This window comes from Pseudomonas sp. MF5691, assembly GCF_016405645.1.
Taxonomy (GTDB): domain Bacteria; phylum Pseudomonadota; class Gammaproteobacteria; order Pseudomonadales; family Pseudomonadaceae; genus Aquipseudomonas; species Aquipseudomonas shahriarae.
This window is the reverse complement of sequence record NZ_JAEKDC010000030.1, coordinates 1-24,958: the sequence shown is the minus strand read 5'-3', so window position 1 is coordinate 24,958 and position 24,958 is coordinate 1. Positions and strand designations below refer to the sequence as shown.

The following is a 24,958-nucleotide window of genomic DNA, read 5'->3' as shown; positions in this document are numbered from 1 at the left end:
TTCGAGCCATACGTTTCTTGTGACCCACTCGGTCTATGTGGGAGCTGGCTTGCCTGCGATGCAGACGCCTCGGTCTAGCAGGTCATTCCGAGGAGATGCCATCGCAGGCAAGCCAGCTCCCACACAAGCCTGCCCCCCAGGGCAATGGTGTTGCCTAGTCTGATGCTGATGAGCCCTCCATGAAAAGCAAATCCCCTGCCTGGCCGACCCTCTCGCGGATGGTCGCCGCGCTGATCGGCGGTTACCTGTTTACCTATGCGTTTACCGCCGCCCTGGCGCGCCTGTTGCCCATGGACAAGGTGGATGCCCTGGTGGTCGCCAGCCTGCCGTCCTTCTTGATCTACACCCTGGCGATCCTCTGGGCCTTTGCCTGTCGCAACGCCTGGCGTGCGTGGGCCGGGATGGCCCTGGCGCTGCCCCTGGCTGCCGTCGGTTTCTGGCCACACTGGCGCGAGGTGCTGGGATGAAACACAAGACCCTGACCCAGGCCATGGCCTGGCTGCATACCTGGAGCGGGCTGGTGTTCGGCTGGCTGCTGTTTGCAATCTTCCTGACCGGCACCCTGGCGGTGTTCGACAAGGAAATCGACGGCTGGATGCGCCCGGAAATCCCCACCGCGCCCCTGTCGCAAAGCGCCGCCGCGCAGCAGGCCCTCGACTACCTGGCGCGCCAGCACCCCGAGGCGAAGACCTGGAACATCGGCCTGCCCGGCGAACGCTCCGACACCCTGACGGTATCGGCCGGCGAACAACGACGTGGCGGCGGCACCGCACTCGACCCACACACCGGCGAGCCCTTGGCCGTGCGCGAAACTGCCGGGGGCGGGTTTTTCTTCCGCTTCCACTTTACCCTCAACCTGCCGCGCGACCTGGGGATCTGGACGGTCGGCCTGGCCGCCATGGCGATGCTGGTCGCGTTGGTCAGCGGGATCGTGATCCACAAGAAATTCTTCAAGGAGTTCTTCACCTTCCGCCCCGCCAAGGGCCAGCGCTCATGGCTGGATGCGCACAACGCGACAGCGGTGCTGGTGCTGCCCTTTCACCTGATGATCACCTATACCGGGCTGGTGATCTTCTATTTGATCTACATGCCGGCGGCGGTGGACGTGCTGTTTGACGGTGACCGCGACAACCTCTTCCGCGCCCTGCGTGGCGCGCCCGCCGAACAACAAGTGCGCGGCGAACGCCCCAAACACAGCGAAGCAGCCGAGCTGACGGCACTGGAACCGCTGCTGGCCGAGGCCGAGCGGGCCATGGGGCCGGTGTCCAGCTTGTCGATCCACAACCCCGGCCGCAGCGACGCACGCATCGAGGTACGGCCGGTACTGGGCAACCGCATCGAGCTGACCAAGGGCCAGAGCATGCTGTTTGACGGGGTCAGCGGTGCCGTCCTGCGCCAGCCTGCGGTCAGTCGGCCCAGCCTGTTGACCCAGAAGGTCATGGCCGGCCTGCACTTTGCGCAGTTCGGCGGCTACTCCATGCGCTGGTTGTACTTTGTCTGCGGCCTGGCCAGTTGCGCAATGCTGGCAACCGGCGTGGTGCTGTTTACCGTCAAACGCCGCCGGCGCCACGATGGCGAAGGCGCTCTAGGCGCCCTGCTCTACCACATCGCCGAACGCCTGAATGTGGCGGTGGTGGCCGGGCTGACGGTGGCGTGCGTGGCCTTGTTGTGGGCCAACCGCTTGCTCCCAGTGGAACTGGCCCAGCGCGGTGGCTGGGAAGTGCGGGTGTTTTTCCTGGTGTGGCTGTTGAGCCTGGGCCATGCGATTGTCCGCCCCTGGCGCAGTGCCTGGCGCGAGCAACTGGGCCTGGCGGCAGTGCTGTGTATCGGCCTGCCGGCCCTGAATCTGCTGGGGGAAAGCCTGGGTGATTACGTCTACCTGGAATTGACCAGCGTCGCCCTCGGCCTGCTGCTGACCTGGCCGTGCTGGAAGCTGTACCAGGCGCCCAAGGAACGCAGCACCCGGCGCGTGGCCAAGCACGCTGTGGCAGAGGTCAATTGAGATGGCGTTGATAGTCGCGTTGTTGCTGGCCTGCGCAGGGATGGCGGGGTTATGCCTGGGCTTGGAGCGCCATTACAAACAACTTATGCAGCGCCTGCCCTCGCCGGTGCTACGACGTGGCCTGCGAGTGCTGGGCTGGGGGATGCTGGCGGCGAGTTTTGCCGTCAGCGTACTGGGGTGGGGCTGGGCCATGGGGCCGGTGGCGTGGTTCGGCTTGATTTCGCTGGCTGGGCTTGGCGTGGTGTTTCTGTTGCCCTACACCACCCGCTGATGGGCCAAAAAACCTTGTAGGGGCTGGTTTACCGGCGATTGCGCCGGGTTATCCGATACATGCGGCGACTGATACACCGCCATCGCGGCATAGGTATCTACACAACTCTTTTCTGGGGTTTTGTACATATCCGTTGCTGCGGTTACGGCGGCTATTGGTTCCGCCCTTACGGCGGGTCACTTTTGGAAAAGAGCCCCAAAAGTAACCAAAAGGGCTCTTGCCCCACCACTCGGTGCCTCGCCTAGGCTCGGCATGCCCGCAGTCAGGCATTGCTCCGTGGGCCCGCCGCGATCGGCCATCCATGGCCGTGTCGCGGCTACCCCGGCATCCATGCCGGGGTGCCCACTGCGCAATACCTGCCTGCGGCCATCGTGGTTTAACGGGGCGCCTGAGATCAAGATCAAAAGCCAGATCAAAAGCAGAGCAACAGCAACAGCAACAGCAAAGCTGGGGTGCGAAGCTGCATTCCCCTGTGGGAGCTGGCTTGCCTGCGATGGCGGTGTATCAGTCGATCAATGTATTGGCTGGTACACAGCCATCGCAGGCAAGCCAGCTCCCACAGGTATATGCGCACGCCTCGACGATCAGGTCGGCTGTCAGGCCGCCTCGCTTTGCTTTTGATCTGAGGCGCCCCGTTAAACCACGCTGGCCGTCATGCGATTTTGATTTGGGGGGTAAACCGGCAGGACGCCGGTTTAGCCGCGCTGGGCCATGGATGGCCCAGCGCGGCGGCCCCCCAAATCAATGTCGGATGACGGGCACACCGAGCCTAGGCGAGGTGCCGAGTGGTGGGGCAAGAGCGCTTTGCTTACTTTGGGGCTCTTCCAAAGTGAGCCGCCGTAAGGGCGGAACCAATAGCCGCCATAACCGCAACAACGGATATGTACACAACCCCAACAACCCAAAAAGAGCGCTGCGTAAAGACTCATGACCATCACAAACAACCCAGCGCCCACCGCCAGATTAAGGTCAGGCCGCCTGAATCTCGCGCTTGAGGCTGTCCATGTCGATCACAAAACGGTACTTCACATCGCCCTTGAGCATGCGCTCGTAGGATTCGTTGATGCCCTGGATATCAATCATCTCGATCTCCGAGACGATCCCGTGCCGGGCGCAGAAGTCCAGCATGTCCTGGGTCTCCTGGATGCCACCAATCAATGACCCCGCCAGGCTGCGGCGTTTGAAGATCAGGTTGAACACCGAAGGCGACGGGTGCGGACTGTCTGGCGCGCCCACCAGGGTCATGGTGCCGTCGCGCTTGAGCAGGTTGAGGAACGCGTCCAGGTCATGGGGCGCGGCCACGGTGTTGAGGATGAAATCCAGGCTATTGGCGACCTTGGCCATTTCGTCCGGGTTCTTCGACACCACCACCTCGTCAGCCCCCAGGCGCAGGCCGTCTTCGCGTTTGTTCGGCGAGGTGGTGAACAACACCACATGGGCGCCCATGGCATGGGCGATTTTCACCGCCATATGGCCCAGGCCGCCGAGGCCGACCACGCCGACCTTCTGTCCAGGGCCGACCTTCCAATGGTGCAGCGGCGAGTAGGTGGTGATCCCGGCACACAGCAGCGGCGCCACGGCCGCCAATTGCGCCTCATCGTGGGAAATGCGCAGGACGAACTTCTCCTTGACCACGATATTGTCGGAATAGCCGCCAAAGGTGTTTTCACCGCCAAACACCGGGCCGTTGTAAGTGCCGGTAAAGCCGTTCTCGCAGTACTGCTCCTCGCCCTCGGCGCAGGATGCGCAGTGCTGACAGCTGTCGACCATGCAGCCGACGCCGGCCAGGTCACCGACCTTGAAGCGGCTGACATTGGCCCCCACTGCCGTCACCCGGCCGACGATTTCATGGCCCGGCACCGATGGGTAGAGGGTGTTGTTCCACTCATTGCGCGCCGTGTGCAGGTCGGAGTGACACACTCCGCAGTAGAGGATGTCGATTTGAACATCGTCGGCCCCGGGGGCGCGGCGCTCGAAGGTAAAGGGTTTGAGGGCGTTCTTGGCGTCACGGGCGGCGTAGCTGTAAGTCTTGGCCATTGCGGTCACCTCTTTGCGTCGACATTGAAGGTCAGTTGACCAGCATAGCCGCCCAACCGTTCAACCCACGTAAATCAGCGGTAATTCAAACAAACACATACCCTCTGTGGGAGCGGGCAAGCCCGCTCCCACACGAGCCCGCACGGACTGCGTCAGTGAACAACCGCCCGGGTCACCAAAAAGCTCAGCAACTGCGGCTCGTCATCCAGCTCGATGGCCTGCACCGGGCGCGGCAGGTTGTCCAATACGCTGCGCCAGAACGCCTGGGACGCCTCGTCCTGGTCATAGAACCGCACCAGCCAGTCCGCCTCGCCGCTGGTCAACACCTGGGTGGCCAGGGCGCGGCCTATGCCCTTGCGCCGATAGCGTTTCAAGATAAACAGGTCAGCCAGTTCCAGGGCATTGATCCCCGGCAGCTCGCTGCGCTCGATCAGCAGGAAACCGGCGATGTAACCGTCCACCAGCAGCAGATTGGCGCTCCATTGCGGCTCTTGCCAGTAGCGCGCCAGGTGTTCCTCGTGGATATAGAAACGGCCGTCCTGCTCGACGTCTTCCTGCTCCCAATCGGAGGATTCATAGGCATAAAACTGGTAGAGGTTGCAGATCAGTTCGGCCTGTTCAGGGCCGGTCTGGATCAGTTCGACAGTGGTGTCACTCATGGCGGGGCTCACGCAGGCGGGGCGCCACAGTAGCGAAGGCCGGCGCCCCAGGCAAGCCGCTAGGCTTGCTGTTTGACCTGGGGCAGCGCGCTCAACCATTGCTCAAGCTCACGATGAACCTGGGGCGCCAGCAGTTGCCGATCCGCCATCCATTGGTCGTTGAACACCGTGTCGAGGTATTTTTCGCCGCCATCGCACACCAGTGCCACGATCACGCTGTGGGCCGGGGCATGCCAGGCCTCGCGCAGGGCCTGGTAGATCACCCCGCCGGCCGAGCCGCCGAGCAGCAGACCGTAATGCCGCGCCAGGTAGCGCGCGGTTTCGAAGGCCTGGGCGTCGCTGACAGTCAGGCCTTTGTCGATCAACGCGTAGTCGACCACGGCGCCGATTTCTGCGCCCTCCGGGGTGCCGGTGCCGGACTGATGATACGGCGCACCGGGGCCGCCAAAGATCACCGAGCCGCAGGGTTCGACGCCGATCACCTGCAGGCCATGGGCATGGCGTTTCAAGGCACGCGCAGTGCCGCATAACGAGCCGCCGGTGCCCACGGCGCCCACCAGGTAGTGGATTTCATCGCCCAGCACTGCGCGCAATTCCGCTGCCAGCTGCGTGTAGCCATTGACATTGGCCGGGTTGTGGTGCTGGCGGGTCCAGTAGGCGCCCTGCTCCGTGGCAATACGCTCGGCGGTAGCATCGCGGTCGGCGGTGGACAGCCCGCCACCGGGGTCGCCGACCCGCACCAACTGCGCACCAAAAGCCTGCATCGCCCGCAGTTTGTCGGGGCTGGCGTGTTCGTCGACCACGGCAGTGAAGCGGTAGCCGCGCTCGGCGGCCAGCAGCGCCAGGCCCAATCCGGTGTTGCCCGAGGTCGACTCGACAATCCGCCCACCCGGCTTGAGCTGCCCCGAGGCCTGCGCCTCGTCGAGCATCTGCCGGGCCATGCGGATCTTGGCGGTGCCGGTGGGGTTGAATTGTTCCAGCTTGAGCAGCACGCAGCTGCCGTTTTCAGTGACGCACAATTTGAGCAGCGGTGTATCGCCGATCAGTTCGGACAGGCAAGTCTTGATCATGACAACCTCTGGGCAGTATGAAAAACCGGCGCGGCGCTTACCCGGCCAGGGTCGCGACGGCGCGTTGCAGGCTGGCGAGAAACGCCTGGTTTTGCTGGGCCAGGCCCAGGGACACGCGGATAAAACTGGTGTATCCCGGCTCGCGCCAGGCCTTGACGATGATCCCGTCCTTGAGCAATTCGTCGACCACCTCCAGGGCGTTGCAAGCGGTGTCGATAAACAGGAAATTGGCCTGGGACGGCGCCACGCGAAAACCCGCAGCCTGCAACCCCTGGGTCAGGCGTTGGCGTTCGATGGCGACGAATTCGCGGCTGCGAATCACGTGTTGCGGGTCCAGCCAGGCGGCCTTGGCGGCCTCCTGGGCCGGTTGATTGACGTTGTACGGCGTGCGCACCCGGTGCAGCGCATCAATCAGGCTGCGGTGCGAAGCGATGCCATAGCCGATCCGCAGCCCCGCCAACCCATACGCCTTGGAGAACGTGCGCAGGATGATCCACGGCCGCGACTGCGCGTCGAGGATCGCCAGGGCGTCAGCCGCGTCCTCGACGAATTCAAAATACGCCTCGTCGATCACCAACAAGGTGTCGGGGTGAGCGGCGGCGACCAGCGCCGTCAGTTCAGCGCTGGACAGCGCCGTGCCCACCGGATTGCAGGGGGTGCTCAGCATCAACAGCTTCGCCGGTTGCTCGAGGGCCGTGGCCCAGGCCTGCAGGTTAACGCTGAAATCCGGGTTGAGCGGCACCTTGTCCACCGTCGCGCCCATCATCAATGGCAGGCTTTCATGCAGGCTGAAACAGGGCTGCTGGGTCACCACCCGGTCCTCGGGATCGAGCAGCGCCAGGCACAACAGTTCGAGGATATTTTCCGAGCCGTTGCCGAGGATGACCCGCGCCGGGTCCACATCCAACTGGCCGCCGATCAGCTGCCGCAGGGCCCGGCCACTGGGGTCGGGGTAGCGTTCCAGCCCTGCCCCGCCATGATGCGCCAGCATCGCCGCAGCAGCCGGCGACATGCCCAGCGGGTTTTCGCAGTTGGACAGCTTGATCACCGTCGGCGTACCGAGCTGATGTGGATCGGCGCCCGGGTCGTACAGGGGCAAACGTCGCACGCTGGGGCGCACCAACGCCTCGACGCGGTGTGCAGGGTCGTCTTGATGCATGGAACACCTCCTTGTTATGACAGTGCGACGGCGCCCGCGCGGTCCAGCGCCTTGAGTTGCCGTTCAAACGAGACAATCAGCAGCAACGCGGTAGCCGCCAGGCCTATCGCCAATCCGGCCCACACGCCGAAGATCCCGTAAGGACTGACGATGCCCAGCAGCCAGGCAGCGGGCAGCCCCACCAGCCAGTAGCCGAACAGGGAAATGCGCAGCGGTCCCGCCGTATCGCCGATGCCGCGCAGGATGCCGTTGCCGATGTTCTGGCTGGCGTCGAACACCTGCAGGACGATGGCAATCAACAAACCGGTGGTGGCCAGGCGCACCGCATCCAGGTTGTTGGCGTGCTCGGTGCTGATAAACAGGCCGATGACCTGTTCGGGTAGCAACGCGTAAGGAATGGCAAACAGCAGCATGACCAGCACCCCAAGGCCCAGGCCCAGGCGCCCCAGTTGCCGCGCGCGCTGATACTGCCCGGTGCCGCAGGCCTCGCTGATATGGATCGAGGCGGCATGGGAGATGCCCGCAGAGAACATGAACACGATGTAGATGATCTGGTTAAGCACGGTCTGCGCCGCCAGCGCCTCCATACCCAGGGTGCCGATCAGCAGCGTCAGTACGCTGAAGAACCCGGCCTCGCTGGCATAGGTCCCGGCAATCGGCAGCCCGAGCTTCCACACGGCCTTGATCGCCGCCGGCGAAAAGCGCAAGTGCGCCAGCTTGAAATAACCGGCCAGGCGCCGATGGGTCAGTACCACCGCGAAAAACATCAGGAACGACAGCAGGAACACCACGGCGCTGGTGATTGCCACCCCCGCCAGCCCATAGGCCGGGACGCCGAACTTGCCGAACACCAGCACGTAGTTGAGCGCCGCCGTGAGGAAGATCGACACCAGGGTGATCGCCAGCAACGGCCCGGGGAATTTCAGGCCCACGGTAAAGTGGCGCAGCGCCTGGAACCACAGGCAAGGCAGCAGGCCGGGAGCAATGATCAGCAGGAAGTCCATGGCATTGGCCACCACGCTGGCATCCTGGCCCAGCCAGGTCAGCGGCTGGCGCAACCCCAGCAACACTGCCATAAACACCAGGCCGCTGACGGTCGCCCAGAACAGCCCCGCCACCAGCAACGCCCGCACCTGGGCTTCATCGCCCCGGGCATTGGCCTGGGCCACCAGGTTGCTGACGCCGGTGACCAGCCCGGTGCCGGTGGTGCGCAACTGGTTGAACAGCGCGATGGCCAGGCCACCGGCTGCCAGCTCCTTGGCACCCAGCATGCCGAGCACCACGATGTCGATGGTGGTCAGGGCCACATAGGCCAGGTTGGTCAGGATCAGGGGCAGCGCCAGCAACAGCAGAGCCCGGCTGTCGGCGCGCCAGGCGCCGGGTTGTGCGGCAGTCAGGCCGACCATAGTTGGACCCTCTGCCCACGGTTCTGCGTCAGGGCGCGGTCGGCCATCAAGCGCCCGAGGGCGACGTCGGTCACCACCATGCCGCTGTTGTAGGCGAACACCACATCGTCGGGATGGCGGCGTGCGGGTGCCAGGCCCAGGAGGATGTCCGGCAGCTCGGCGTCCACCGCGGGCAGGCTGCCGTCGGCGGCCGCCAGGTCGGCGCTGGTGACTTGCATCTGCGCGGTGTCGGTAGCAATGCGGTAGTCGGCGCCATGCAACACGTCGGCATCAATCCCATAGCCCACCAGCACCGCCACGGCGCCGGGCTTGAGCCAGGCACGCTGCACTTGCTGGCGCGCCGAAAGCCCGGCGACGCCAAGGATGATATCGGCCTCGCCAGCCGCCGCCGGCAGGTCATCGACCACCACCACATCGCGCAGCGGGTAGTGTTTGTGCAGGGTGTCTTGCACCGCGCGCAGGCCTTCAGCGTAGTGCCCGTAGACATACAAACGTTCCAGGTCCGGCATGGCCGCGAGCAACATGGGCAACGCCACCTGCCCCTGCACGCCGGTACCGACGACCAGGGCACTGCGGGCATTCGGGCAGGCGGCCCTGGCCATCAACGCCGAGGTGGCCGAGGTGCGCAACGGGCCGAGCTTGACCACGTCCATCAAGGCAATCGGGCGGCCGGTGCGGTCATCACACAGAAAGATAAACGAGTGGAACTGATAGGCATCGCGGGTGCGTTGCGGGTCATGCTCGTACACCACCTTGAAGCCCACGGTGTGGCTGGCGCCATCCCGGCCAACCATCGAGTAGCTGATGGAATGGCGGTCCATCGGTTCGACAATGGTCTTGAGCGGGTTCTGCGAGTCGCCATTGCGCAAGGCCTTGTACGCCTGCTCGACTACCTGCAGCACTTCACGGTAACTCACCCCCAGGTCTTCGAGCGCCGCCTGGGGCAGCACCCATAGGTCGGCGGGGGCAGCGGGTTTATTCAAACTGTTCACTCGAGGCTCCTTGTTGAGTGGCTTTACGATTAAGCCAGGCTGTCCAGCTTCCAGCGCAGGTGTGGGTTACGCAGCTCCAGCACCACTTTGTGTGGCAAGGGCGCTTCGTGAAAAGGCGACTCGTTGGAGTCCATCTGATAGCCGGCGGTATTGAGGTAGATAAGCAAGTCACCCGCCTGGATCGGGTAATCAAAGGCGACTTTGCGCCAGGTCAGCATGTCCGACTCCAGGCAGGTGGCCCCGCCAATACACGCGACAAACGGCGACCGCGGCCGTGGCGAGGCCGGCAACAGCAGCGGGTCGGGTAGAAATTCGCTGTTGAACCACTGTTCGGAGAGGTTGAAGCTGCTGCCCTGCACAGTGACCTGGGCATAACCATCACTGGCCGTGCGGTCCTTGACGCCCTGCACGCGGAACACGCTGATACCGGCCTGGTCGAGCAAGGCGCGGCCGGGTTCGATAATCAGCCGCACGCCGTGCTCGATGACCTTTTGCGCCAGGCTCAGGCCGGGGCTGACGGGCGTGGCGAGGATATCGTCAAGGGCCTCGGCCCCCGCGCGCAGCGCGCCGTAGGGATAGAAGCCGGCGAAGCCCTTGTCGTTGTGATAGCGCTCGGCGCAGTCCTCGGCCAGAAAGGCCTGCCACTGCTCCGGGTCGACATAGCGCACGGCAAAGCCACCGCCCAGGTTGACCGTGCGGCAGTTGTCCAGCTCGCTGGCCCGGCACAGGTCGACCAAGTGGCTGGCGACGTGTGCACGCTGGGCGGTGTCGTAGCCGCCCAGATGAAACGAGAAGCCTTGCAAGTCCAGATTCGCCGCGTGCTGGCGGCAGAACACCAGGGCCTGGTCGCACTCCCGTGGGTTGAGGCCGAAACGACTATGGGCCTGGCTGCTGGGGCAATAGCGCAACAACAGACGCGCACGTTGGCGCAGGGATAGCGCCAATTGCTGGATACGCAGCAGCTCCTCCAACGAGTCCACCGCCAGCAGGCATTGATGACTCAGGCCCAGCCCAAGCAGCTGATCGCTCTTACGTGGCCCGGACACGCCGATATCAGTGCCAGCCACCCCACCCGCCAAGGCCTTTTGCAACTCACCGACGCTGGCCACATCCACGCCAATCGCACACTGCGCGCAGGCCTGGATAAAACAGTTGGCCTTGTTGGCCTTTTTCGCAAACAACACGCTGCCACGCACCTGGGCCTGGGTAAAGCTGTGCTGGAAGGCTTCGACATTGGCGTGAAAAACCTGTGGGCATACCAGATGCAGCGGCGAGCCGAGGCCATCGACCAACTCGGTCAACGTGCCCGCGTGCCGCTCAAGCAGGCGCTCGACCCACAGGTGGCGCAGGCCGGGCAATGAACTGGAATACGTCATGGTTCTAGAACTCGAACTTGGCCGACAGGAACACTTCGCGCTCGCGCCCCACATCCAGCCCGCCCAGGTAATAGGCGCTAGCGTAGTAGTACTTGTTGGTCAGGTTCTTGCCGTGCAGGCGGTAGGTCACCGGGGTATCCGCCAGTTTCGAGCGGTAGCTGATACCGGCGTCGAGCAAGGTGTAGCTGGGGATGTAGCCGCTGTTCTGCGCATCCACCGGGCGGCTGCCGACATAGCTGAGGGTGCTGTCCAACGACAGGCCAGGCACAGCGGCCACGGTGTACAGGGCGCCGACCGCGCCTTTCCACTTGGGCACGTTCTCAGTGCGCTTGCCGTCCACGGTGACGTCATCCACATCTTCCATGCGCGTGGTCAGGTAGGCGGCGTTGGCGGTGAGGGTCAGGGCGTCGGTGACGCGATCGGACAGGGTCAGCTCGGCGCCACGGTGGTGGTATTCGCCATTGCTCACATAGGTATTGCTGGTGTTCAGGTAACTGGCCTTGCGCCGGATATCGAATACCGCCAGGCCCAGGTTCAGGCGATCGTTAAGGTCCAGCTTCAGGCCCACCTCATATTGCTGGGACTCGATGGCGTCGGTGGGCTGGTTGGCGTTGGTCGCGTGTTGGGGGGCGTAGTCGCCTTTTTCAAAGCCTTTGGAGTAGCTGACGTAGGTCATCACGCTGTCCCAGGGCCGGTAGATCAGCGCAGCGCTGGGCACGAACACGTCGTGGCTCTGCGAAGGCGCGGTGGCTGAGAGTTTATCCGCGCGGTACCAGATGTAACGCCCGCCTACCATCACCTGGAACTGTTCGGTAAGGGAAATCAGGTCGCTGGCGAAAACCGAGGTCTCCTTGATGGAGGACACAAAGTCAGTGGGCTGTTCCGAGCCGAAGTGCCACTTGGGCGGGTTGACCGGGTGACGGATATTACCCACCGAGACATCGCCAATGCCGATGCCTGGAGTGCCACTGTCGACCAAATCCCAGAACGGGCTGACGTCCTTGAACTGCTTGTAGCCGGTGCCGAAGAACACGTCGTGATAGATGTTGCCGGTGGCGAACTTGCCGGCCAGGTACGACTGCAGCGACCAGGTGCTGAACACTTCGCCACGGGACACGTAAAAGTCGGCCGAGCCGATATCGCCGTTGGGCTTGATCCCGAACAGGTCGTTATAGCCGCCGTGGCGCTCGACCCGCGAGTAGTTGCCCTGGGTCACGGAGGTCCAGTTGTCATCCAGCTCGTACTCGAACTTGGCGTCGAGGTTGGCGCCTTCGGTCTGGTGACGGAACCAGGAGCCGGTCAATAGATCGCGGCGATTGACCTTGGGTGGCAGCACGTAGCTGGACGGGTCCAGAGGGTTAGCGCGGCCGCTCTGGTCGGCACGCAGCAATGGGTCGGCGACCGTGGACTTGCGCGACCAGTCGGCGTTCAACTGCAACAGGGCGCGGTCGCTCAGACGGAAGTCGGTGGCCAGGCCGATAAACTTGCGTTCCATGTCGCGGGCGTGATCGAAGTCGCCGTTTTTCTCGTAGCCGGCATTCAGGCGATAACCAAAGGCGCCGTCGTTGAATGAATCGCTGGTATCAATCGCCACGTAGCGGCCGAGCAACGACGAGCCTTGCACGCTGACATTGAGCAGTGGCTCCAGGGTCGGGCGCTTGAGGATGTAGTTGATGGTGCCGCCCGGCGAGTTGAAACCGTAGAGGAAACCCGATGGGCCCTTGAGCACGTCGATGCGCTCGACGTTTTCCAGGGGTACGTCGTGGTGCGGGGCCAGGGTCAGGCCATCGCGGCGGATGGTGTTGAAGTTGTCCATGGCAAAGCCGCGCAGGCGGAAGTTGTCAAAGCCGCTGCCGCCCGACGAACTGAGCACCGAGGGGTCGAGGCTCAGCACATCCACGGCGGTGCGCGCGGAGCTGTCGGCGATGGTCTTGTTGGAATAACTCTGGATGGCCAGGGGGATTTCCATGGCGTCCTTGGCGCCGAAGCCACCGGCATTCACTTCCAGGGCCTTGTTCAGCGGCGCGCTGACTCGTATGGCTTCAAGCTCGGTGACCGATTCTTCGCGATCTTGCGCTGCAGCAGCAGGTAGGCCGGTGAGCGACGACACCAAGCCCACCGCCAAAAATGTGGGAAACCGCGGAGCTATCCCGTGCAACTGGTTCATCTGCAATCCCTTGAGCCGAAAATAAGCGGGGCGATCTCAAGCGCGACAACGCCTGAGAATCGTTATCAAGAGATACAATATAACGTTTCTTTTAAACTCACAATCGCACGATCATTCAATACTTGCTGCCGCGCTGCATTTAAGGTCTGGCCTTTCCCGGATCAACAGAGATAACGGACATGCCCTCCTATACCGCCATCAACTTTGCGCACAAATACAGCCTGTTCAGCGAGCAATGGACACCCAAGGTCGTCGCACAGATGAACGACTACCAATTCAAGGTGGTGAAGATCGAAGGGGATTTTGTCTGGCACAGCCACGCGGACACCGACGAGACCTTTATCGTCCTCGAGGGCGCGCTGCGCATTGATTTTCGCGATGGCGCGGTACAGCTCGGGGCTGGCGAGATGTTCGTGGTGCCCAAGGGCATCGAGCACAAACCGTATGCCGAGGGCGAGGTAAAGCTGCTGCTGGTCGAACCCTGCGGCGTGTTGAACACTGGCGATCAGGGCGGCGAACGGACCCAGCGCAATGATGTGTGGATCTAGATCACCACGTTGCGGATAAAGCGCACCGCCACTGGCCCGTCATTGCGATAGGCATGGGGCTGATGGCTGGGGAACATAAAGAACTCGCCAGCGGCGATGGTGGTTTCGACGTCACCCACCACCAGGGTCAGGCTACCCTCGAACACGAACAACTGTTCGCTCCAGCCTTCCAGGTCGGGATCCGGGCAATAGCGGTCGCCAGGCTCCAGGCGCCACTCCCACAGTTCCACCTCCCGCCGGGCGGTGGCCTTGGCCAGTAACACGGCCTTGCTGCCATCTATTTCACCGGCCCAGGCCAGTTCGTTGATGCGGCTGTGGTCACGGGCGTCAGGGGCCTGGATCAGGTCGCTGAAGGCCACGTCCAGGGCTTCGGCCACGCGGTCCAGGGTGGACAGGCTGACGTTCTTTTCACCGGCCTCGATGGCCACCAGCATGCGCCGGCTGACCCCGGACTTTTCCGCCAGGGCTGTCTGGCTCAGTTCGGCCGCATGGCGCAGGCGTCGAACGTTCTGGCTGACGTGCTGCAGGACCGAGGCCCGTTGCGGATTTTCTTTGTGCACTATATTGCTCACTCGGTGGGGTTGCGCAGTATACTGCCCAGCTGCGGCGCATTGTGCGTTCCGCGCCCTTCCTGTGCAAGACCAGAGCCGCCATGACCACCTCGACCGCCTCCCCGCTGTTTTCCCGCTTCAGCAAAGCCGAATGCGTGCTGGTGCTGATCACCATGATCTGGGGCGGTACGTTTATCCTGGTGCAACACGCCATGACCGTCAGCGGGCCGATGTTCTTCGTCGGCTTGCGTTTTGCCGCAGCGGCGCTGGTGGTCGGCCTGTTTTCCTGGCGCAACCTGCGCAGCCTGACCCTGTTCGAGCTCAAGGCGGGCGCCTTTATCGGCACGGCGATCATGTTTGGCTACGGCCTGCAAACCATTGGTCTGCAGACCATCCTCAGCAGCCAGTCGGCGTTTATCACCGCGCTCTACGTGCCGTTTGTGCCGCTGCTGCAGTGGCTGGTGCTGGGGCGACGCCCGGGGTTGATGCCAAGCATCGGCATTATGCTGGCCTTCGCCGGCCTGATGCTGCTGACCGGCCCGGCCGGCGCATCACTGAATTTCAGCCCCGGGGAAATCGCCACGTTGATCGGCGCGATTGCGATTGCCGCCGAAATCATCCTGATCAGCGCTTATGCGGGCCAGGTGGATGTACGCCGGGTGACCGTGGTGCAACTGGCCACCGCCTCGCTGCTGTCGTTCCTGCTGGTAGTGCCCACCGGCGAGGCATTGCCGGGCTTTTCCTGGGTGTTGCTGTTCAGCGCCGTCGGCCTGGGCTTGACCAGTGCGGTGATCCAATTGGCGATGAACTGGGCGCAGAAAAGCGTCTCGCCGACCCGTGCCACCCTGATTTATGCCGGCGAGCCGGTGTGGGCCGGGGTGATCGGACGGATTGCCGGTGAGCGCTTCCCGCCGATGGCCATGGTGGGGGCGGTGTTGATTGTGGCGGCGGTGATTGTCAGTGAGATCAAGGCGCGAGAGCGAAAGCCCGTCTCCCTGTAGGAGCCCGCACCTACACCACGACAGATAGGCATTTACGGTCCATCTTGTAGGATCCTGCCACAGGTTGCCGTTTGGTAATCCGGTTTCCGGCACGTATGATGCATCCCAAACCACCGCAGATTAGAAGCCTATGTCCCTGATAGTTCTACTGCTTCTGCCTTTTATCGGCAGCTGTCTGGCGGCCTTGCTGCCGCACAACGCACGTAATACTGAATCCCTGCTGGCCGGCCTTGTGGCCCTGGTCGGTACTGTACAAGTCGCCCTGCTCTACCCCCAGATCGCCGACGGTGGCGTGATCCGCGAAGAATTCTCCTGGGTGCCCGGCCTGGGCCTGGACTTCGTGTTGCGCATGGATGGCTTTGCCTGGTTGTTCTCGATGCTGGTGTTGGGCATCGGTAGCCTGGTGTCTTTGTACGCCCGTTATTACATGTCGCCGAATGACCCGGTGCCGCGTTTCTTTGCGTTTTTCCTGGCGTTCATGGGCGCGATGCTCGGGTTGGTGATCTCCGGCAACCTGATCCAGATTGTGTTTTTCTGGGAACTGACCAGCCTGTTCTCGTTCCTGCTGATCGGCTATTGGCACCACCGTTCCGATGCGCGCCGGGGTGCCTACATGGCGCTGATGGTCACCGGTGCGGGTGGTTTGTGCCTGCTGGCGGGGGTCATGCTGCTCGGCCATGTCGTCGGCAGTTACGATCTGGACCAGGTGCTCGCCGCCGGTGACCAGATCCGTGCCCACTCCCTCTACCCCGTCCTGTTGACGCTGATCCTGATCGGCGCCCTGAGCAAAAGCGCGCAATTCCCCTTCCACTTCTGGCTCCCCCACGCCATGGCTGCACCGACCCCCGTGTCGGCCTACCTGCATTCGGCCACGATGGTGAAAGCCGGCGTGTTCCTGCTGGCCCGCCTGTGGCCCTCGCTGTCGGGTAGCGAAGAGTGGTTCTGGATGGTCGGCGGTGCCGGCGCCCTGACCCTGTTGCTCGGCGCGTATTGCGCGATGTTCCAGAACGACCTCAAGGGCCTGTTGGCCTACTCCACCATCAGCCACCTGGGCCTGATCACCCTGCTACTGGGCCTCAACAGCCCGTTGGCCGCCGTCGCGGCCGTGTTCCATATCCTTAACCACGCCACGTTCAAGGCCTCGCTGTTCATGGCCGCCGGCATCATCGACCACGAAAGCGGCACCCGTGATATCCGCAAGCTCAGCGGCCTGGTGCGCCTGATCCCGTTTACCGCGACCCTGGCCATGGTTGCCAGCGCCTCCATGGCCGGGGTGCCGTTGCTCAACGGTTTCCTGTCCAAAGAGATGTTCTTCGCCGAAACCGTGTTTATCTCCTCGACCCAGTGGGTAGAAATCGCCCTGCCGGTGATTGCGACCATCGCCGGCACCTTCAGCGTGGCCTATGCCTTGCGCTTCACCGTGGATGTATTCTTCGGCCCGGCCGCCACCGACCTGCCGCACACGCCCCACGAACCGCCACGCTGGATGCGTGCGCCGGTCGAGCTGCTGGTGTTTACCTGCCTGCTGGTGGGGATCTTCCCGGCCCAGGTGGTGGGCTCGATCCTCGCCGCCGCTGCCCTGCCGGTGGTCGGCGGCGTGTTGCCCGAGTACAGCCTGGCGATCTGGCACGGCTGGAACGCGCCGATGATCATGAGTCTGGTGGCCATGACCGGCGGTGTGGTCCTGTACCTGCTGCTGCGCAAGCAACTCAAGCGCGGGCGCTTCAAGTACCCGCCGATCATCAGCTACTTCAACGGCAAGCGCATGTTCGAGCGCTGCCTGGTGGTGATGATGCGTGGCGTGCGCAAGATCGAGAAACACATCAGCACCAAGCGCCTGCAGACCCAGTTGTTCCTACTGGTGCTGGTGGCGGTGATTGCCGGGATGATCCCCATGCTGGGCAGCAGCCTGAGCTGGGGCGACCGGCCGAAAATCCCGGGTTCCATCGTGTTCGTCACCCTGTGGCTGTTGGCGATCGCCTGCGCCCTGGGCGCCGCCTGGCAAGCCAAGTACCACCGGCTGGCAGCCCTGACCATGGTCAGCGTGTGCGGCCTGATGACCTGCGTGACTTTTGTCTGGTTCTCCGCACCGGACCTGGCATTGACGCAACTGGTGGTCGAGGTGGTGACGACGGTCCTGATCCTCCTGGGCCTGCGCTGGCTGCCACGGCGGATCGAAGAAGTCTCGCCACTCCCGAGTTCGTTGCGCAAGGCGCGCATCCGACGCTTGCGCGACTTGCTGCTGTCGACCGTGGTCGGTGGCGGCATGGCGCTGCTGTCTTACGCGATGCTGACGCGCCAGACCCCCAACGATATTTCCTCGTTCTACCTCAGCCGCGCCCTGCCTGAAGGCGGCGGCAGCAATGTGGTGAATGTGATGCTCGTCGACTTCCGGGGCTTCGATACCCTGGGCGAGATCACTGTGCTGGGCGCCGTAGCCCTGACCGTCTATGCGCTGCTACGCCGCTTCCGTCCGCCCAAGGAAAGCGAGCAACTGCCCGCGCAACAGCGGCTGTTGGCGCCGGACGTGGACACCGATCTGGTCAACCCACGCCAGGCCAGCGACACCGCCCTGGGCTTTATGATGGTGCCCGCGGTGCTGGTGCGCCTGCTGCTGCCGATTGCCCTGGTGGTGTCGTTCTACCTGTTTATGCGCGGCCACAACCAGCCGGGCGGCGGCTTTGTCGCCGGGCTGGTGATGTCGGTGGCGTTTATCCTGCAATACATGGTCGCCGGTACCCAGTGGGTCGAGGCGCAGATGAACCTGCGGCCGATGCGCTGGATGGGCTTTGGCTTGCTGTCGGCGACACTGACCGGACTGGGGGCGCTGTTCTTCGGCTACCCGTTCCTCACCACCCACACCCTGCACTTGAGCTTGCCGGTGCTGGGCGACATCCATATCGCCAGCGCGCTGTTCTTCGACGTCGGCGTGTACGCCATGGTGGTCGGCTCGACCCTGCTGATGCTCACCGCCCTCGGCCACCAATCGGTACGGGCCCATAAACCCGGCAACCAGGCGAAAGCCGCCGCCACGCCACCACAAGGAGCTGCTGCCTGATGGAAGAAGTCATCGCAATTGCCATTGGGGTCCTGGCGGCCTCCGGCGTCTGGCTGGTGCTGCGGCCACGGACGTTCCAGGTGGTGATGGGCCTGTGCCTGTTGTCCTATGGGGTCAACCTGTTCATCTTCAGCATGGGCAGCCTGTTTATCGGCAAGGAGCCGATCATCAAGGACGGTGTGCCCCAGGACCTGCTCAATTACACCGATCCCCTGCCCCAGGCCCTGGTGCTGACGGCGATTGTGATCAGCTTCGCCATGACCGCGCTGTTCCTGGTGGTGCTGCTGGCGTCCCGAGGCCTGACCGGCACTGACCATGTGGACGGCCGGGAGCCCAAGGAATGAGCTGGATGAACCAACTGATCATCGCGCCGATCCTGCTGCCGCTGCTGACCGCTGCGCTGATGATGATGCTGGGCGAGAAACACCGCCCGCTCAAGGCCAAGATCAACCTGCTGTCGAGCATGACCGGCCTGGGCATCGCGATGTTGATGCTGTACTGGACGCAAAAAGGCGGCCCTGCCTCCATTGGCGTGTACCTGCCGGGCAACTGGCAAGTGCCGTTTGGCATCGTGCTGGTGGTGGACCAGTTGTCGGCCCTGATGCTGGTGCTCACCGGGATCATCGGCGTCAGCGCCCTGCTGTTCGCCATGGCCCGTTGGGACCGCGCCGGCACCAGCTTCCATGCGTTGTTCCAGATCCAGTTGATGGGCCTCTACGGGGCCTTCCTCACCGCCGACCTGTTCAACCTGTTCGTGTTCTTCGAGGTGCTGCTGGCTGCGTCCTACGGCCTGATGCTGCACGGTTCGGGCCGGGCGCGGGTGTCGTCGGGGCTGCATTACGTCTCGATCAACCTGCTGGCTTCATCGCTGTTCCTGATTGGCGCGGCGCTGATCTACGGGGTCACCGGCACCCTGAATTTCGCTGACCTGGCGCTGAAGATCCCGCTGGTGCCAGAAGCCGATCGCGGTCTGCTGCATGCCGGCGCGGCGATCCTCGCCACGGCGTTCCTGGCCAAGGCCGGGATGTGGCCGCTGAATTTCTGGCTGGCGCCGGCTTACTCCTCGGCCAGTGCGCCGGTGGCGGCGATGTTTGCGATCATGACCAAGGTCGGCGTGTACACCGTGTTGCGCCTGTGGACCCTGCTGTTTTCCGGGCAGGCCGGCGCCTCGGCGCTGTTTGGCGGTGACTGGCTGGTGTACGGCGGCATGGCCACCATCCTCTGCGCCGCCCTGGCGATGCTTGCCGCCCAACGCCTGGAGCGCATGGCCAGCCTGAGTATCCTGGTCTCGGCCGGCATCCTCCTGTCGGCGGTGGGTTTTGCCCAGCCCAACCTGACCGCCGGCGCGCTGTTTTACCTGGTCAGCTCGACCCTGGCCCTGAGCGCGCTGTTCCTGCTGGCGGAACTGATCGAACGCTCGCGCTCGGCCAATGAGCTACCTCTGGACGATGAAATCGAAGTGTTGCCACCGCCGGTGGAATCCCTGCATCCACCCAGGGGCACCAACCTCGACGATGAGCAAAAGGCCGTAGTCGGCCAGGTCATCCCGTGGACCATGGCCTTCCTCGGCCTGAGCTTTATAGCCTGCGCCCTGCTGATCATCGGCATGCCGCCGCTGTCAGGCTTTATCGGCAAGCTCAGCCTGCTCAGTGCGCTGGTCAACCCCCTGGGCCTGGGCCATGCCGTGACGGAGCCGATCCGCCCGGCAGCCTGGGGCCTGTTCGCGCTGCTGATCTTCTCGGGCCTGGCCTCGCTGATCGCCTTTGCGCGGCTGGGCATCCAGCGCTTCTGGACCCCGGAAGAACGGCCTTCGCCGCTGCTGCGCCGCTTTGAGTGCATACCGATCTTCGTCTTGCTCGGCCTGGCGATTGGCCTGACCTTCAAGGCAGAAATGCTCATGCGCTTTACCCAGGACACCGCCAACAGCCTGAACAACCCCGAGCACTACGTGATGGCCGTCATGGCCACCCGCCCGGTGCCGGGCCCGCAAGCCCAGGCCGCCGCCGTGGAGGTGCGGCCATGAAACGCCTGTTTCCTGCCCCGTGGCTGTCATTGGCACTGTGGGTGCTGTGGCTGGTGCTGAACCTGTCGATCAGCCCCGGCAACCTGCTGCTGGGGGCGATCCTTGGCTTCCTCGCACCGCTGATGATGGCGCCGCTGCGCCCGCTGCCGGTACGGATCCGTCGCCCAGGGGTGATCATTCGCCTGTTCTTCCTGGTCGGCCGCGATGTCTTCATCTCCAACCTGCACGTGGCCTGGGGCGTCTTGACCTGCGGCTCGCGGCCGCCGCGCTCGCGCTTTGTAAAAATCCCCCTGGACCTGCGCGACGCCAACGGCCTGGCTGTGCTGTCGATGATCACCAGCGTGACCCCCGGTACCGTGTGGTCGGAACTGGCCCTGGACCGTAGCATCCTGTTGCTGCACGTGTTCGACCTGGATGACGACGCGCAGTTTATCGAGCACTTCAAGCAGGCCTACGAGCGGCCCCTGATGGAGATCTTCGAATGAGTGCCCTGCTCGCCAATGCGATCCTGCTCAGCCTGTTCCTGTTTTCCCTGGCCATGGTCCTGACCCTGGTGCGCCTGTTCAAGGGTCCTTCGGCCCAGGACCGGGTCCTGGCCCTGGATTACCTGTATATCCTGGCCATGTTGATGATGTTGGTGCTGGGCATACGCTATGCCAGTGACACCTACTTCGAAGCGGCACTGTTGATTGCGCTATTCGGCTTTGTCGGCTCGTTTGCCTTGGCCAAATTCCTGCTGCGTGGGGAGGTGATCGAATGATCAATGTCAGTGAACTGCCACTGTGGGTAGAAATCCTCGTGGCGATCCTGCTGGTGCTCAGCAGCCTGTTTGCGCTGATTGGCGCGCTAGGCCTGTTGCGCATGAAGGATTTTTTCCAGCGCATGCACCCGCCTGCACTGGCCTCGACCCTGGGCGCCTGGTGCGTGGCGCTGGCGTCGATTATCTACTTCTCGACCCTCAAGTCCGGGCCGGTGCTGCATGGCTGGCTGATCCCGATCCTGCTGTCGATCACCGTACCGGTGACCACCTTGTTGCTGGCGCGCACGTCGCTGTTCCGCAAGCGCATGGCGGGGGAAAATGTACCGGCCGAGGTCAGCAGCCGCAGGACTGACAGCGGTAGCTGATCCCTCTGAATATACGCGCCAAACAATGTGGGAGCGGGCTTGCTCGCTCCCACATTTGGCCCTGCATACCGTCAATCAGGCCCAGGCCACGACCAACAGCCCAGTCCCCAGCATCAGGCACAGCGGCGAATAGAAAAACGTATCCAGCCGCGCAAACCGCGACCCGCCGACTTTCTTGAAGAACCCCACCAGCTCCGAATCACCAATCGCCCGCGCAAACATGATCAAGGCAATCGCGCTGATCCCCCACTGCAGGGCCTGATGCCCCACCGGCTGGAAAAACAGCCCCGCCCGCAGGCTTACCAACAAGGCAATCAGCACCAACCCCACCGCCACCAGGAAGGTGCCCAGCGCTGACGGTTTGAACGCCGGTCGCGGCCCGCTGGCGAACTCGCCGGGCAGTTGCGGGATCGCCGCCGTACTGCCTAGCTTGCCGCCTGCGGCCCAGTACACATGGACCATGCTGATAAACGTAAAGACCCCGACGACCCACCTCGCAATAACAAAGCTCATGGCTGGACACCCCTGGAAAAGTGCGAAAGAGGATAGTCCCTTTCAGATTTTTTGCAGGGATTTTGTCGTCTGATGCTAAAGTGCCGGCCCATGAAACTCGCCCGTGCCGACCGCTCGTTGATTGCCTGGATGCTCTATGGCTGCGTCCTGTTCAACGTGTTCGCCTGCAGTATTGGTCATGGGCAAATGGTCGGCATGCAGCTCAACGGCATTGGCGGCCAGTTCTGTACGGTAGACCCACGCACCCAGGCGCCAGCCCCCGTCAATACGGGCGATGAGTCGCTGCCCACGCTGTCCAAGGCCTTCGGTTGCCCGCTGTGTTCCACCGGCGGCATGGGCCCGGCGCTGAACTCCAGCCTTAACGTCGCGGTCCTTCCCCAGCCCCATGCGCCACCTCCGGCGGTGGTGCTCACCGCTGACATTCCCACCCGTTTTACCTGGCCTGCGGCTAATCCGCGCGCCCCGCCCGCCTACGCCTGATACCTGCGCTTTTTGATCCGCACACCGCGCAGCTTCCCCCCGGAAGCGCGGACGGCTGTGCGCTGCTTCCAAGCCCTGCTTTTCAGGATTTACCGATGAAACATTTACCTCTACTGGCGGGCCTGTTCGGCTGCCTGCCTTTCAGCGCCTGGGCCCTTGAGCTGGCCCCCACCACCATTGACGGCGCCGCCACCAACGAGCCTGGCCTGGCCCTGGACCAATCCAGCGGCATGGCCTCGCGCCTGGGCCTAAGCGTGCGGGAAACCCCGGCTTCGATCAGCATCGCCGACCGCCACGATATCGAACGCCGTGGCGCCAAAACCTTCCAGGATGCGGCCAACACCCTGCCTGGGGTCAACGCCAGTGCGCCGCCGGGGTTTGGCGGGTTTATCTCCTACCGGGGCTTTACCAGCAGCCAGATCACCCAGATGTTCAACGGCATCAACGTCGCCAGTGGCCTGGCGCGACCGGTGGATGCCTGGATTTATGACCGGGTGGAACTGGTGGGCGGCCCCTCCTCGCTGATCAACGGTGCCGGCTCCGTGGGCGGTTCGCTGAACTACGTGACCAAGCTGGCCAACCGCGAAGAACAGGCCGTCGAAGGCCAGATCAACTACGGCAGCTACGACACCACCGGCATCGCCCTGGGCCTCAACCACGCCCTAACCGAGCCCGGCGCCGAGGTCCAGCACTATGCGCGCCTGGATGTCAGCCGCAACACCAACCACACCCATATCGACCGCCAGCAACGGGAGTCCTGGAGCGTGGCGTTTTCCCTGCTCAGCGACCTGACGCCCAACCTGTCCCACACTCTGGCCCTGGAATACCAGGACGAACACGAAGACAGCCCGTACTGGGGCACCCCGGTGCTCAACCCCAAGGCCGGCGAGCTGAAGATCGACAAGCACAACCGTTTCAACAACTACAACGTCGCCGATGGCCGCTACGAACAACGCACGATCTGGGCCCGCTCGATCATCGACTATCGGATCAACGACAGCACCACCCTGCGCAACACCCTCTACCACCTGGACAGCCAGCGCGACTACCGCAACCTGGAGACCTACCAGTACAGCCCAGACAACCGCGTGGTGAACCGTTCGACGGCCTATCAGGTACGGCATCAGGGCGAACAGAACGGCAACCAGTTCGAGCTGCGCCATGACAGCAGTGTGTTCGGCCTGGCCACTACCTGGTCCGGCGGTTTCGAATACAAGGTCAACAGCACCACCAACAGCCCGTTGAACGTATCCCCCAAGAACGCGGTGGACCCCAACCACTACGATCCGGGGCATTTCTACGACCTGCCCGGCACCCGGCCCGGCTTTATCAAGGACAAGACCACCGACGTGACGACCAAGGCGCTGTTTGTCGAAAACCGCCTGGGCCTGACCGACACGCTGTCGCTGCTGACCGGCCTGCGTTATGACGCCATCGATCTGGACGTGACCAGCCACCGCGACAACCTGGGTAACGTCAAGCGCCGTTGGGAGCCGGTCACCGGGCGGGTGGGCCTGACCTACCAGTTCATCCCGTCGGCCAATGTCTACGTGCAATACAGCACCGCCGCCGAACAGCCCACCAGCACCACCCAGGTGTTTGATGTCTCCACCGGCAAGCAATGGGAAGTGGGTAGCAAGTTCGATTATCTGGACGGGCGTGGTTCAGCCACCGTGGCCGCTTACCACATCGAGCGCAAAGACTTTGCCGTGACCGATCCACAAGACCCCACCCGCAGCATTGCGGTGGGTGCGCAGTCGTCCAAGGGCATCGAGCTGGCCAGCTCATTGCGCATCACCCCCAAGCTATTGGCGGAAGGCAACTTCGCCTGGGTCGACGCGCAATACGATGACTTCAACGAGAAAACCGCCAGCGGCGCAGTGGTGTCGCGCAAGGGCAATACACCGACCAACGTACCGAAACGGGTGGGCAACCTGTGGCTGACCTATGACATCGCCCCCGCCTGGCAAGGTGGCGTAGACGCGCGGTACGTGGCGCAGGTGTATGCCGACAATGCCAATACCCTGACGGTGCCGGCGTATACCCTGTTTGGCACGTTCCTGACCTATAAGGTCGATCAACACACCTCGGTGACGGGCCGGGTGCGCAACCTGACCAATGAGGTGTATGCGCAGTTTGCCCATGTGTCGCCAGCGTATTACCTGGGCTCGCCGCGCACCTTTGAATTGGCCGTGCAGACCCAGTTCTAAGGCTGGAATGCAGTTAAAACTGTGGGAGCGGGCTTGCCCGCGATGGCTGAGTGTCAGTCAATACATTGGCTGCCGAACCACCGCTATCGCGGGCAAGCCCGCTTGTATGGTTAGACTTGTAGGGGTGGTGGGACTAAAAGCCAGCATCTGACTCTAGCCAGTACAGACCGTGGGAGACTTCGTCCCACCCCTTCACCAAAGCGCCGATAAGGAATGCATCGGCCATGACCGACGATAGAAGCAAGCCAGCGCAACGGTGAAGCCCCGACAAGCCCGTAAACCCTAACCCGGAGCTTTTCTCATGGCAATG

Annotated in this window: 23 protein-coding genes; 13 read left to right on the top strand and 10 right to left on the bottom strand. The window is 63.2% G+C overall.

Going from position 1 to position 24,958, the window contains the following annotated elements; translation table 11 throughout:
* The first annotated feature begins 179 nt into the window (after nucleotides 1–179).
* From JFT44_RS25995 to JFT44_RS25985, 3 genes are read left to right on the top strand one after another with little or no spacing between them, the layout of a single operon-like run.
* Nucleotides 180–467 carry a DUF3649 domain-containing protein gene (locus JFT44_RS25995; protein ID WP_076964990.1) on the top strand — a complete coding sequence of 96 codons (288 nt, stop codon included), beginning with the start codon at nucleotides 180–182 and terminating at the stop codon, nucleotides 465–467.
* Entirely contained in the window at nucleotides 464–2,002 is a 1,539-nt protein-coding gene (locus JFT44_RS25990; RefSeq protein WP_076964989.1) for a PepSY domain-containing protein, read from the top strand. Before JFT44_RS25995 ends, JFT44_RS25990 begins: the two co-directional genes overlap by 4 nt.
* 1 nt (nucleotide 2,003) lies before the next feature.
* Nucleotides 2,004–2,273: a DUF3325 domain-containing protein gene (locus tag JFT44_RS25985; RefSeq protein ID WP_057438728.1), complete on the top strand. Its 270-nt coding sequence runs from the start codon at nucleotides 2,004–2,006 to the stop codon at nucleotides 2,271–2,273.
* A 969-nt stretch (nucleotides 2,274–3,242) separates the two neighbouring features.
* Here the strand turns inward: JFT44_RS25985 and JFT44_RS25980 are convergent.
* From JFT44_RS25980 to JFT44_RS25945, 8 genes are all read right to left on the bottom strand, one after another.
* The gene (locus tag JFT44_RS25980) at nucleotides 3,243–4,310 is read right to left on the bottom strand and encodes an NAD(P)-dependent alcohol dehydrogenase (RefSeq protein ID WP_076965181.1); all 1,068 of its coding nucleotides are present in this window, start codon (nucleotides 4,308–4,310) and stop codon (nucleotides 3,243–3,245) included.
* 152 nt (nucleotides 4,311–4,462) lie between these two features.
* Nucleotides 4,463–4,969 (bottom strand): GNAT family N-acetyltransferase, encoded by a 507-nt coding sequence (locus tag JFT44_RS25975; protein ID WP_057959217.1) that lies wholly within the window; start codon nucleotides 4,967–4,969, stop codon nucleotides 4,463–4,465.
* Between the two features lie 59 nt (nucleotides 4,970–5,028).
* Nucleotides 5,029–6,039, bottom strand: coding sequence for a PLP-dependent cysteine synthase family protein (locus tag JFT44_RS25970; protein WP_198831408.1), 1,011 nt, complete (start codon nucleotides 6,037–6,039; stop codon nucleotides 5,029–5,031).
* Between the two features lie 37 nt (nucleotides 6,040–6,076).
* A complete protein-coding gene (gene hisC, locus JFT44_RS25965) occupies nucleotides 6,077–7,198 on the bottom strand; it encodes a histidinol-phosphate transaminase (RefSeq protein WP_057959216.1) in 1,122 nt (373 codons plus the stop codon).
* Nucleotides 7,199–7,212: 14 nt separating this feature from the next.
* Nucleotides 7,213–8,604, bottom strand: a complete 1,392-nt coding sequence (locus JFT44_RS25960) for an MATE family efflux transporter (RefSeq protein ID WP_076965182.1) — start codon at nucleotides 8,602–8,604, stop codon at nucleotides 7,213–7,215.
* A complete protein-coding gene (locus tag JFT44_RS25955; protein WP_198792323.1) occupies nucleotides 8,592–9,596 on the bottom strand; it encodes a hypothetical protein in 1,005 nt (334 codons plus the stop codon). Before JFT44_RS25955 ends, JFT44_RS25960 begins: the two co-directional genes overlap by 13 nt.
* Nucleotides 9,597–9,625: 29 nt before the next feature.
* A complete protein-coding gene (locus JFT44_RS25950) occupies nucleotides 9,626–10,972 on the bottom strand; it encodes an alanine racemase (RefSeq protein WP_076965183.1) in 1,347 nt (448 codons plus the stop codon).
* A 4-nt stretch (nucleotides 10,973–10,976) separates the two neighbouring features.
* Nucleotides 10,977–13,082: a TonB-dependent siderophore receptor gene (locus JFT44_RS25945; protein ID WP_159439762.1), complete on the bottom strand. Its 2,106-nt coding sequence runs from the start codon at nucleotides 13,080–13,082 to the stop codon at nucleotides 10,977–10,979.
* A gap of 236 nt (nucleotides 13,083–13,318) precedes the next feature.
* On the opposite strand from JFT44_RS25945, the gene JFT44_RS25940 reads away from it, so the two are divergent.
* The gene (locus JFT44_RS25940; RefSeq protein WP_057439047.1) at nucleotides 13,319–13,687 is read left to right on the top strand and encodes a cupin domain-containing protein; all 369 of its coding nucleotides are present in this window, start codon (nucleotides 13,319–13,321) and stop codon (nucleotides 13,685–13,687) included.
* On the opposite strand, the gene JFT44_RS25935 is transcribed toward JFT44_RS25940, so the two are convergent.
* Nucleotides 13,684–14,247 carry a helix-turn-helix domain-containing protein gene (locus tag JFT44_RS25935; protein WP_076965184.1) on the bottom strand — a complete coding sequence of 188 codons (564 nt, stop codon included), beginning with the start codon at nucleotides 14,245–14,247 and terminating at the stop codon, nucleotides 13,684–13,686. The genes JFT44_RS25940 and JFT44_RS25935 overlap by 4 nt on opposite strands.
* 92 nt (nucleotides 14,248–14,339) lie before the next feature.
* On the opposite strand from JFT44_RS25935, the gene JFT44_RS25930 reads away from it, so the two are divergent.
* From JFT44_RS25930 to JFT44_RS25900, 7 genes are all read left to right on the top strand, one after another.
* The gene (locus JFT44_RS25930) at nucleotides 14,340–15,239 is read left to right on the top strand and encodes a DMT family transporter (protein WP_057959211.1); all 900 of its coding nucleotides are present in this window, start codon (nucleotides 14,340–14,342) and stop codon (nucleotides 15,237–15,239) included.
* A gap of 130 nt (nucleotides 15,240–15,369) precedes the next feature.
* Nucleotides 15,370–18,297 (top strand): monovalent cation/H+ antiporter subunit A, encoded by a 2,928-nt coding sequence (locus JFT44_RS25925; RefSeq protein ID WP_057959210.1) that lies wholly within the window; start codon nucleotides 15,370–15,372, stop codon nucleotides 18,295–18,297.
* Nucleotides 18,297–18,641, top strand: coding sequence for a Na+/H+ antiporter subunit C (locus tag JFT44_RS25920; RefSeq protein ID WP_005789164.1), 345 nt, complete (start codon nucleotides 18,297–18,299; stop codon nucleotides 18,639–18,641). The genes JFT44_RS25925 and JFT44_RS25920 overlap by 1 nt, the downstream gene beginning before the upstream one ends.
* Complete coding sequence (locus JFT44_RS25915) at nucleotides 18,638–20,320, top strand: monovalent cation/H+ antiporter subunit D (protein WP_076965185.1); 1,683 nt, start codon at nucleotides 18,638–18,640, stop codon at nucleotides 20,318–20,320. Before JFT44_RS25920 ends, JFT44_RS25915 begins: the two co-directional genes overlap by 4 nt.
* Nucleotides 20,317–20,805 (top strand): Na+/H+ antiporter subunit E, encoded by a 489-nt coding sequence (locus tag JFT44_RS25910; protein ID WP_057959208.1) that lies wholly within the window; start codon nucleotides 20,317–20,319, stop codon nucleotides 20,803–20,805. The genes JFT44_RS25915 and JFT44_RS25910 overlap by 4 nt, the downstream gene beginning before the upstream one ends.
* A complete protein-coding gene (locus tag JFT44_RS25905) occupies nucleotides 20,802–21,080 on the top strand; it encodes a K+/H+ antiporter subunit F (protein WP_038440496.1) in 279 nt (92 codons plus the stop codon). The genes JFT44_RS25910 and JFT44_RS25905 overlap by 4 nt, the downstream gene beginning before the upstream one ends.
* On the top strand, nucleotides 21,077–21,445 hold the full coding sequence (locus JFT44_RS25900) for a Na+/H+ antiporter subunit G (protein WP_057959207.1): 369 nt from the start codon (nucleotides 21,077–21,079) through the stop codon (nucleotides 21,443–21,445). The genes JFT44_RS25905 and JFT44_RS25900 overlap by 4 nt, the downstream gene beginning before the upstream one ends.
* Nucleotides 21,446–21,520: 75 nt before the next feature.
* On the opposite strand, the gene JFT44_RS25895 is transcribed toward JFT44_RS25900, so the two are convergent.
* The gene (locus JFT44_RS25895; protein ID WP_057959206.1) at nucleotides 21,521–21,958 is read right to left on the bottom strand and encodes a DUF3995 domain-containing protein; all 438 of its coding nucleotides are present in this window, start codon (nucleotides 21,956–21,958) and stop codon (nucleotides 21,521–21,523) included.
* Nucleotides 21,959–22,048: 90 nt separating this feature from the next.
* Between JFT44_RS25895 and JFT44_RS25890 the strand changes: the two genes are divergently transcribed.
* Both JFT44_RS25890 and JFT44_RS25885 read left to right on the top strand, forming a co-directional pair.
* Nucleotides 22,049–22,438, top strand: a complete 390-nt coding sequence (locus tag JFT44_RS25890) for a DUF2946 family protein (protein ID WP_057439055.1) — start codon at nucleotides 22,049–22,051, stop codon at nucleotides 22,436–22,438.
* A gap of 95 nt (nucleotides 22,439–22,533) precedes the next feature.
* Nucleotides 22,534–24,648: a TonB-dependent siderophore receptor gene (locus JFT44_RS25885; RefSeq protein ID WP_057959205.1), complete on the top strand. Its 2,115-nt coding sequence runs from the start codon at nucleotides 22,534–22,536 to the stop codon at nucleotides 24,646–24,648.
* Nucleotides 24,649–24,958: the final 310 nt, after the last annotated feature.

Bases quoted from the DNA above. Each gene is read 5' to 3' on its own strand.
- JFT44_RS25990 (WP_076964989.1), top strand. From the start codon at position 464: ATGAAACACAAGACCCTGACCCAGGCCATGGCCTGGCTGCATACCTGG.
- JFT44_RS25920 (WP_005789164.1), top strand. From the start codon at position 18,297: ATGGAAGAAGTCATCGCAATTGCCATTGGGGTCCTGGCGGCCTCCGGC.
- JFT44_RS25910 (WP_057959208.1), top strand. From the start codon at position 20,317: ATGAAACGCCTGTTTCCTGCCCCGTGGCTGTCATTGGCACTGTGGGTG.
- JFT44_RS25980 (WP_076965181.1), bottom strand. From the start codon at position 4,310: ATGGCCAAGACTTACAGCTACGCCGCCCGTGACGCCAAGAACGCCCTC.
- JFT44_RS25895 (WP_057959206.1), bottom strand. From the start codon at position 21,958: ATGAGCTTTGTTATTGCGAGGTGGGTCGTCGGGGTCTTTACGTTTATC.
- JFT44_RS25925 (WP_057959210.1), top strand. From the start codon at position 15,370: ATGTCCCTGATAGTTCTACTGCTTCTGCCTTTTATCGGCAGCTGTCTG.
- JFT44_RS25970 (WP_198831408.1), bottom strand. From the start codon at position 6,039: ATGATCAAGACTTGCCTGTCCGAACTGATCGGCGATACACCGCTGCTC.
- JFT44_RS25905 (WP_038440496.1), top strand. From the start codon at position 20,802: ATGAGTGCCCTGCTCGCCAATGCGATCCTGCTCAGCCTGTTCCTGTTT.
- JFT44_RS25985 (WP_057438728.1), top strand. From the start codon at position 2,004: ATGGCGTTGATAGTCGCGTTGTTGCTGGCCTGCGCAGGGATGGCGGGG.
- JFT44_RS25975 (WP_057959217.1), bottom strand. From the start codon at position 4,969: ATGAGTGACACCACTGTCGAACTGATCCAGACCGGCCCTGAACAGGCC.
- JFT44_RS25900 (WP_057959207.1), top strand. From the start codon at position 21,077: ATGATCAATGTCAGTGAACTGCCACTGTGGGTAGAAATCCTCGTGGCG.
- JFT44_RS25915 (WP_076965185.1), top strand. From the start codon at position 18,638: ATGAGCTGGATGAACCAACTGATCATCGCGCCGATCCTGCTGCCGCTG.
- hisC (WP_057959216.1), bottom strand. From the start codon at position 7,198: ATGCATCAAGACGACCCTGCACACCGCGTCGAGGCGTTGGTGCGCCCC.
- JFT44_RS25960 (WP_076965182.1), bottom strand. From the start codon at position 8,604: ATGGTCGGCCTGACTGCCGCACAACCCGGCGCCTGGCGCGCCGACAGC.
- JFT44_RS25930 (WP_057959211.1), top strand. From the start codon at position 14,340: ATGACCACCTCGACCGCCTCCCCGCTGTTTTCCCGCTTCAGCAAAGCC.
- JFT44_RS25940 (WP_057439047.1), top strand. From the start codon at position 13,319: ATGCCCTCCTATACCGCCATCAACTTTGCGCACAAATACAGCCTGTTC.
- JFT44_RS25890 (WP_057439055.1), top strand. From the start codon at position 22,049: ATGAAACTCGCCCGTGCCGACCGCTCGTTGATTGCCTGGATGCTCTAT.
- JFT44_RS25885 (WP_057959205.1), top strand. From the start codon at position 22,534: ATGAAACATTTACCTCTACTGGCGGGCCTGTTCGGCTGCCTGCCTTTC.
- JFT44_RS25995 (WP_076964990.1), top strand. From the start codon at position 180: ATGAAAAGCAAATCCCCTGCCTGGCCGACCCTCTCGCGGATGGTCGCC.
- JFT44_RS25950 (WP_076965183.1), bottom strand. From the start codon at position 10,972: ATGACGTATTCCAGTTCATTGCCCGGCCTGCGCCACCTGTGGGTCGAG.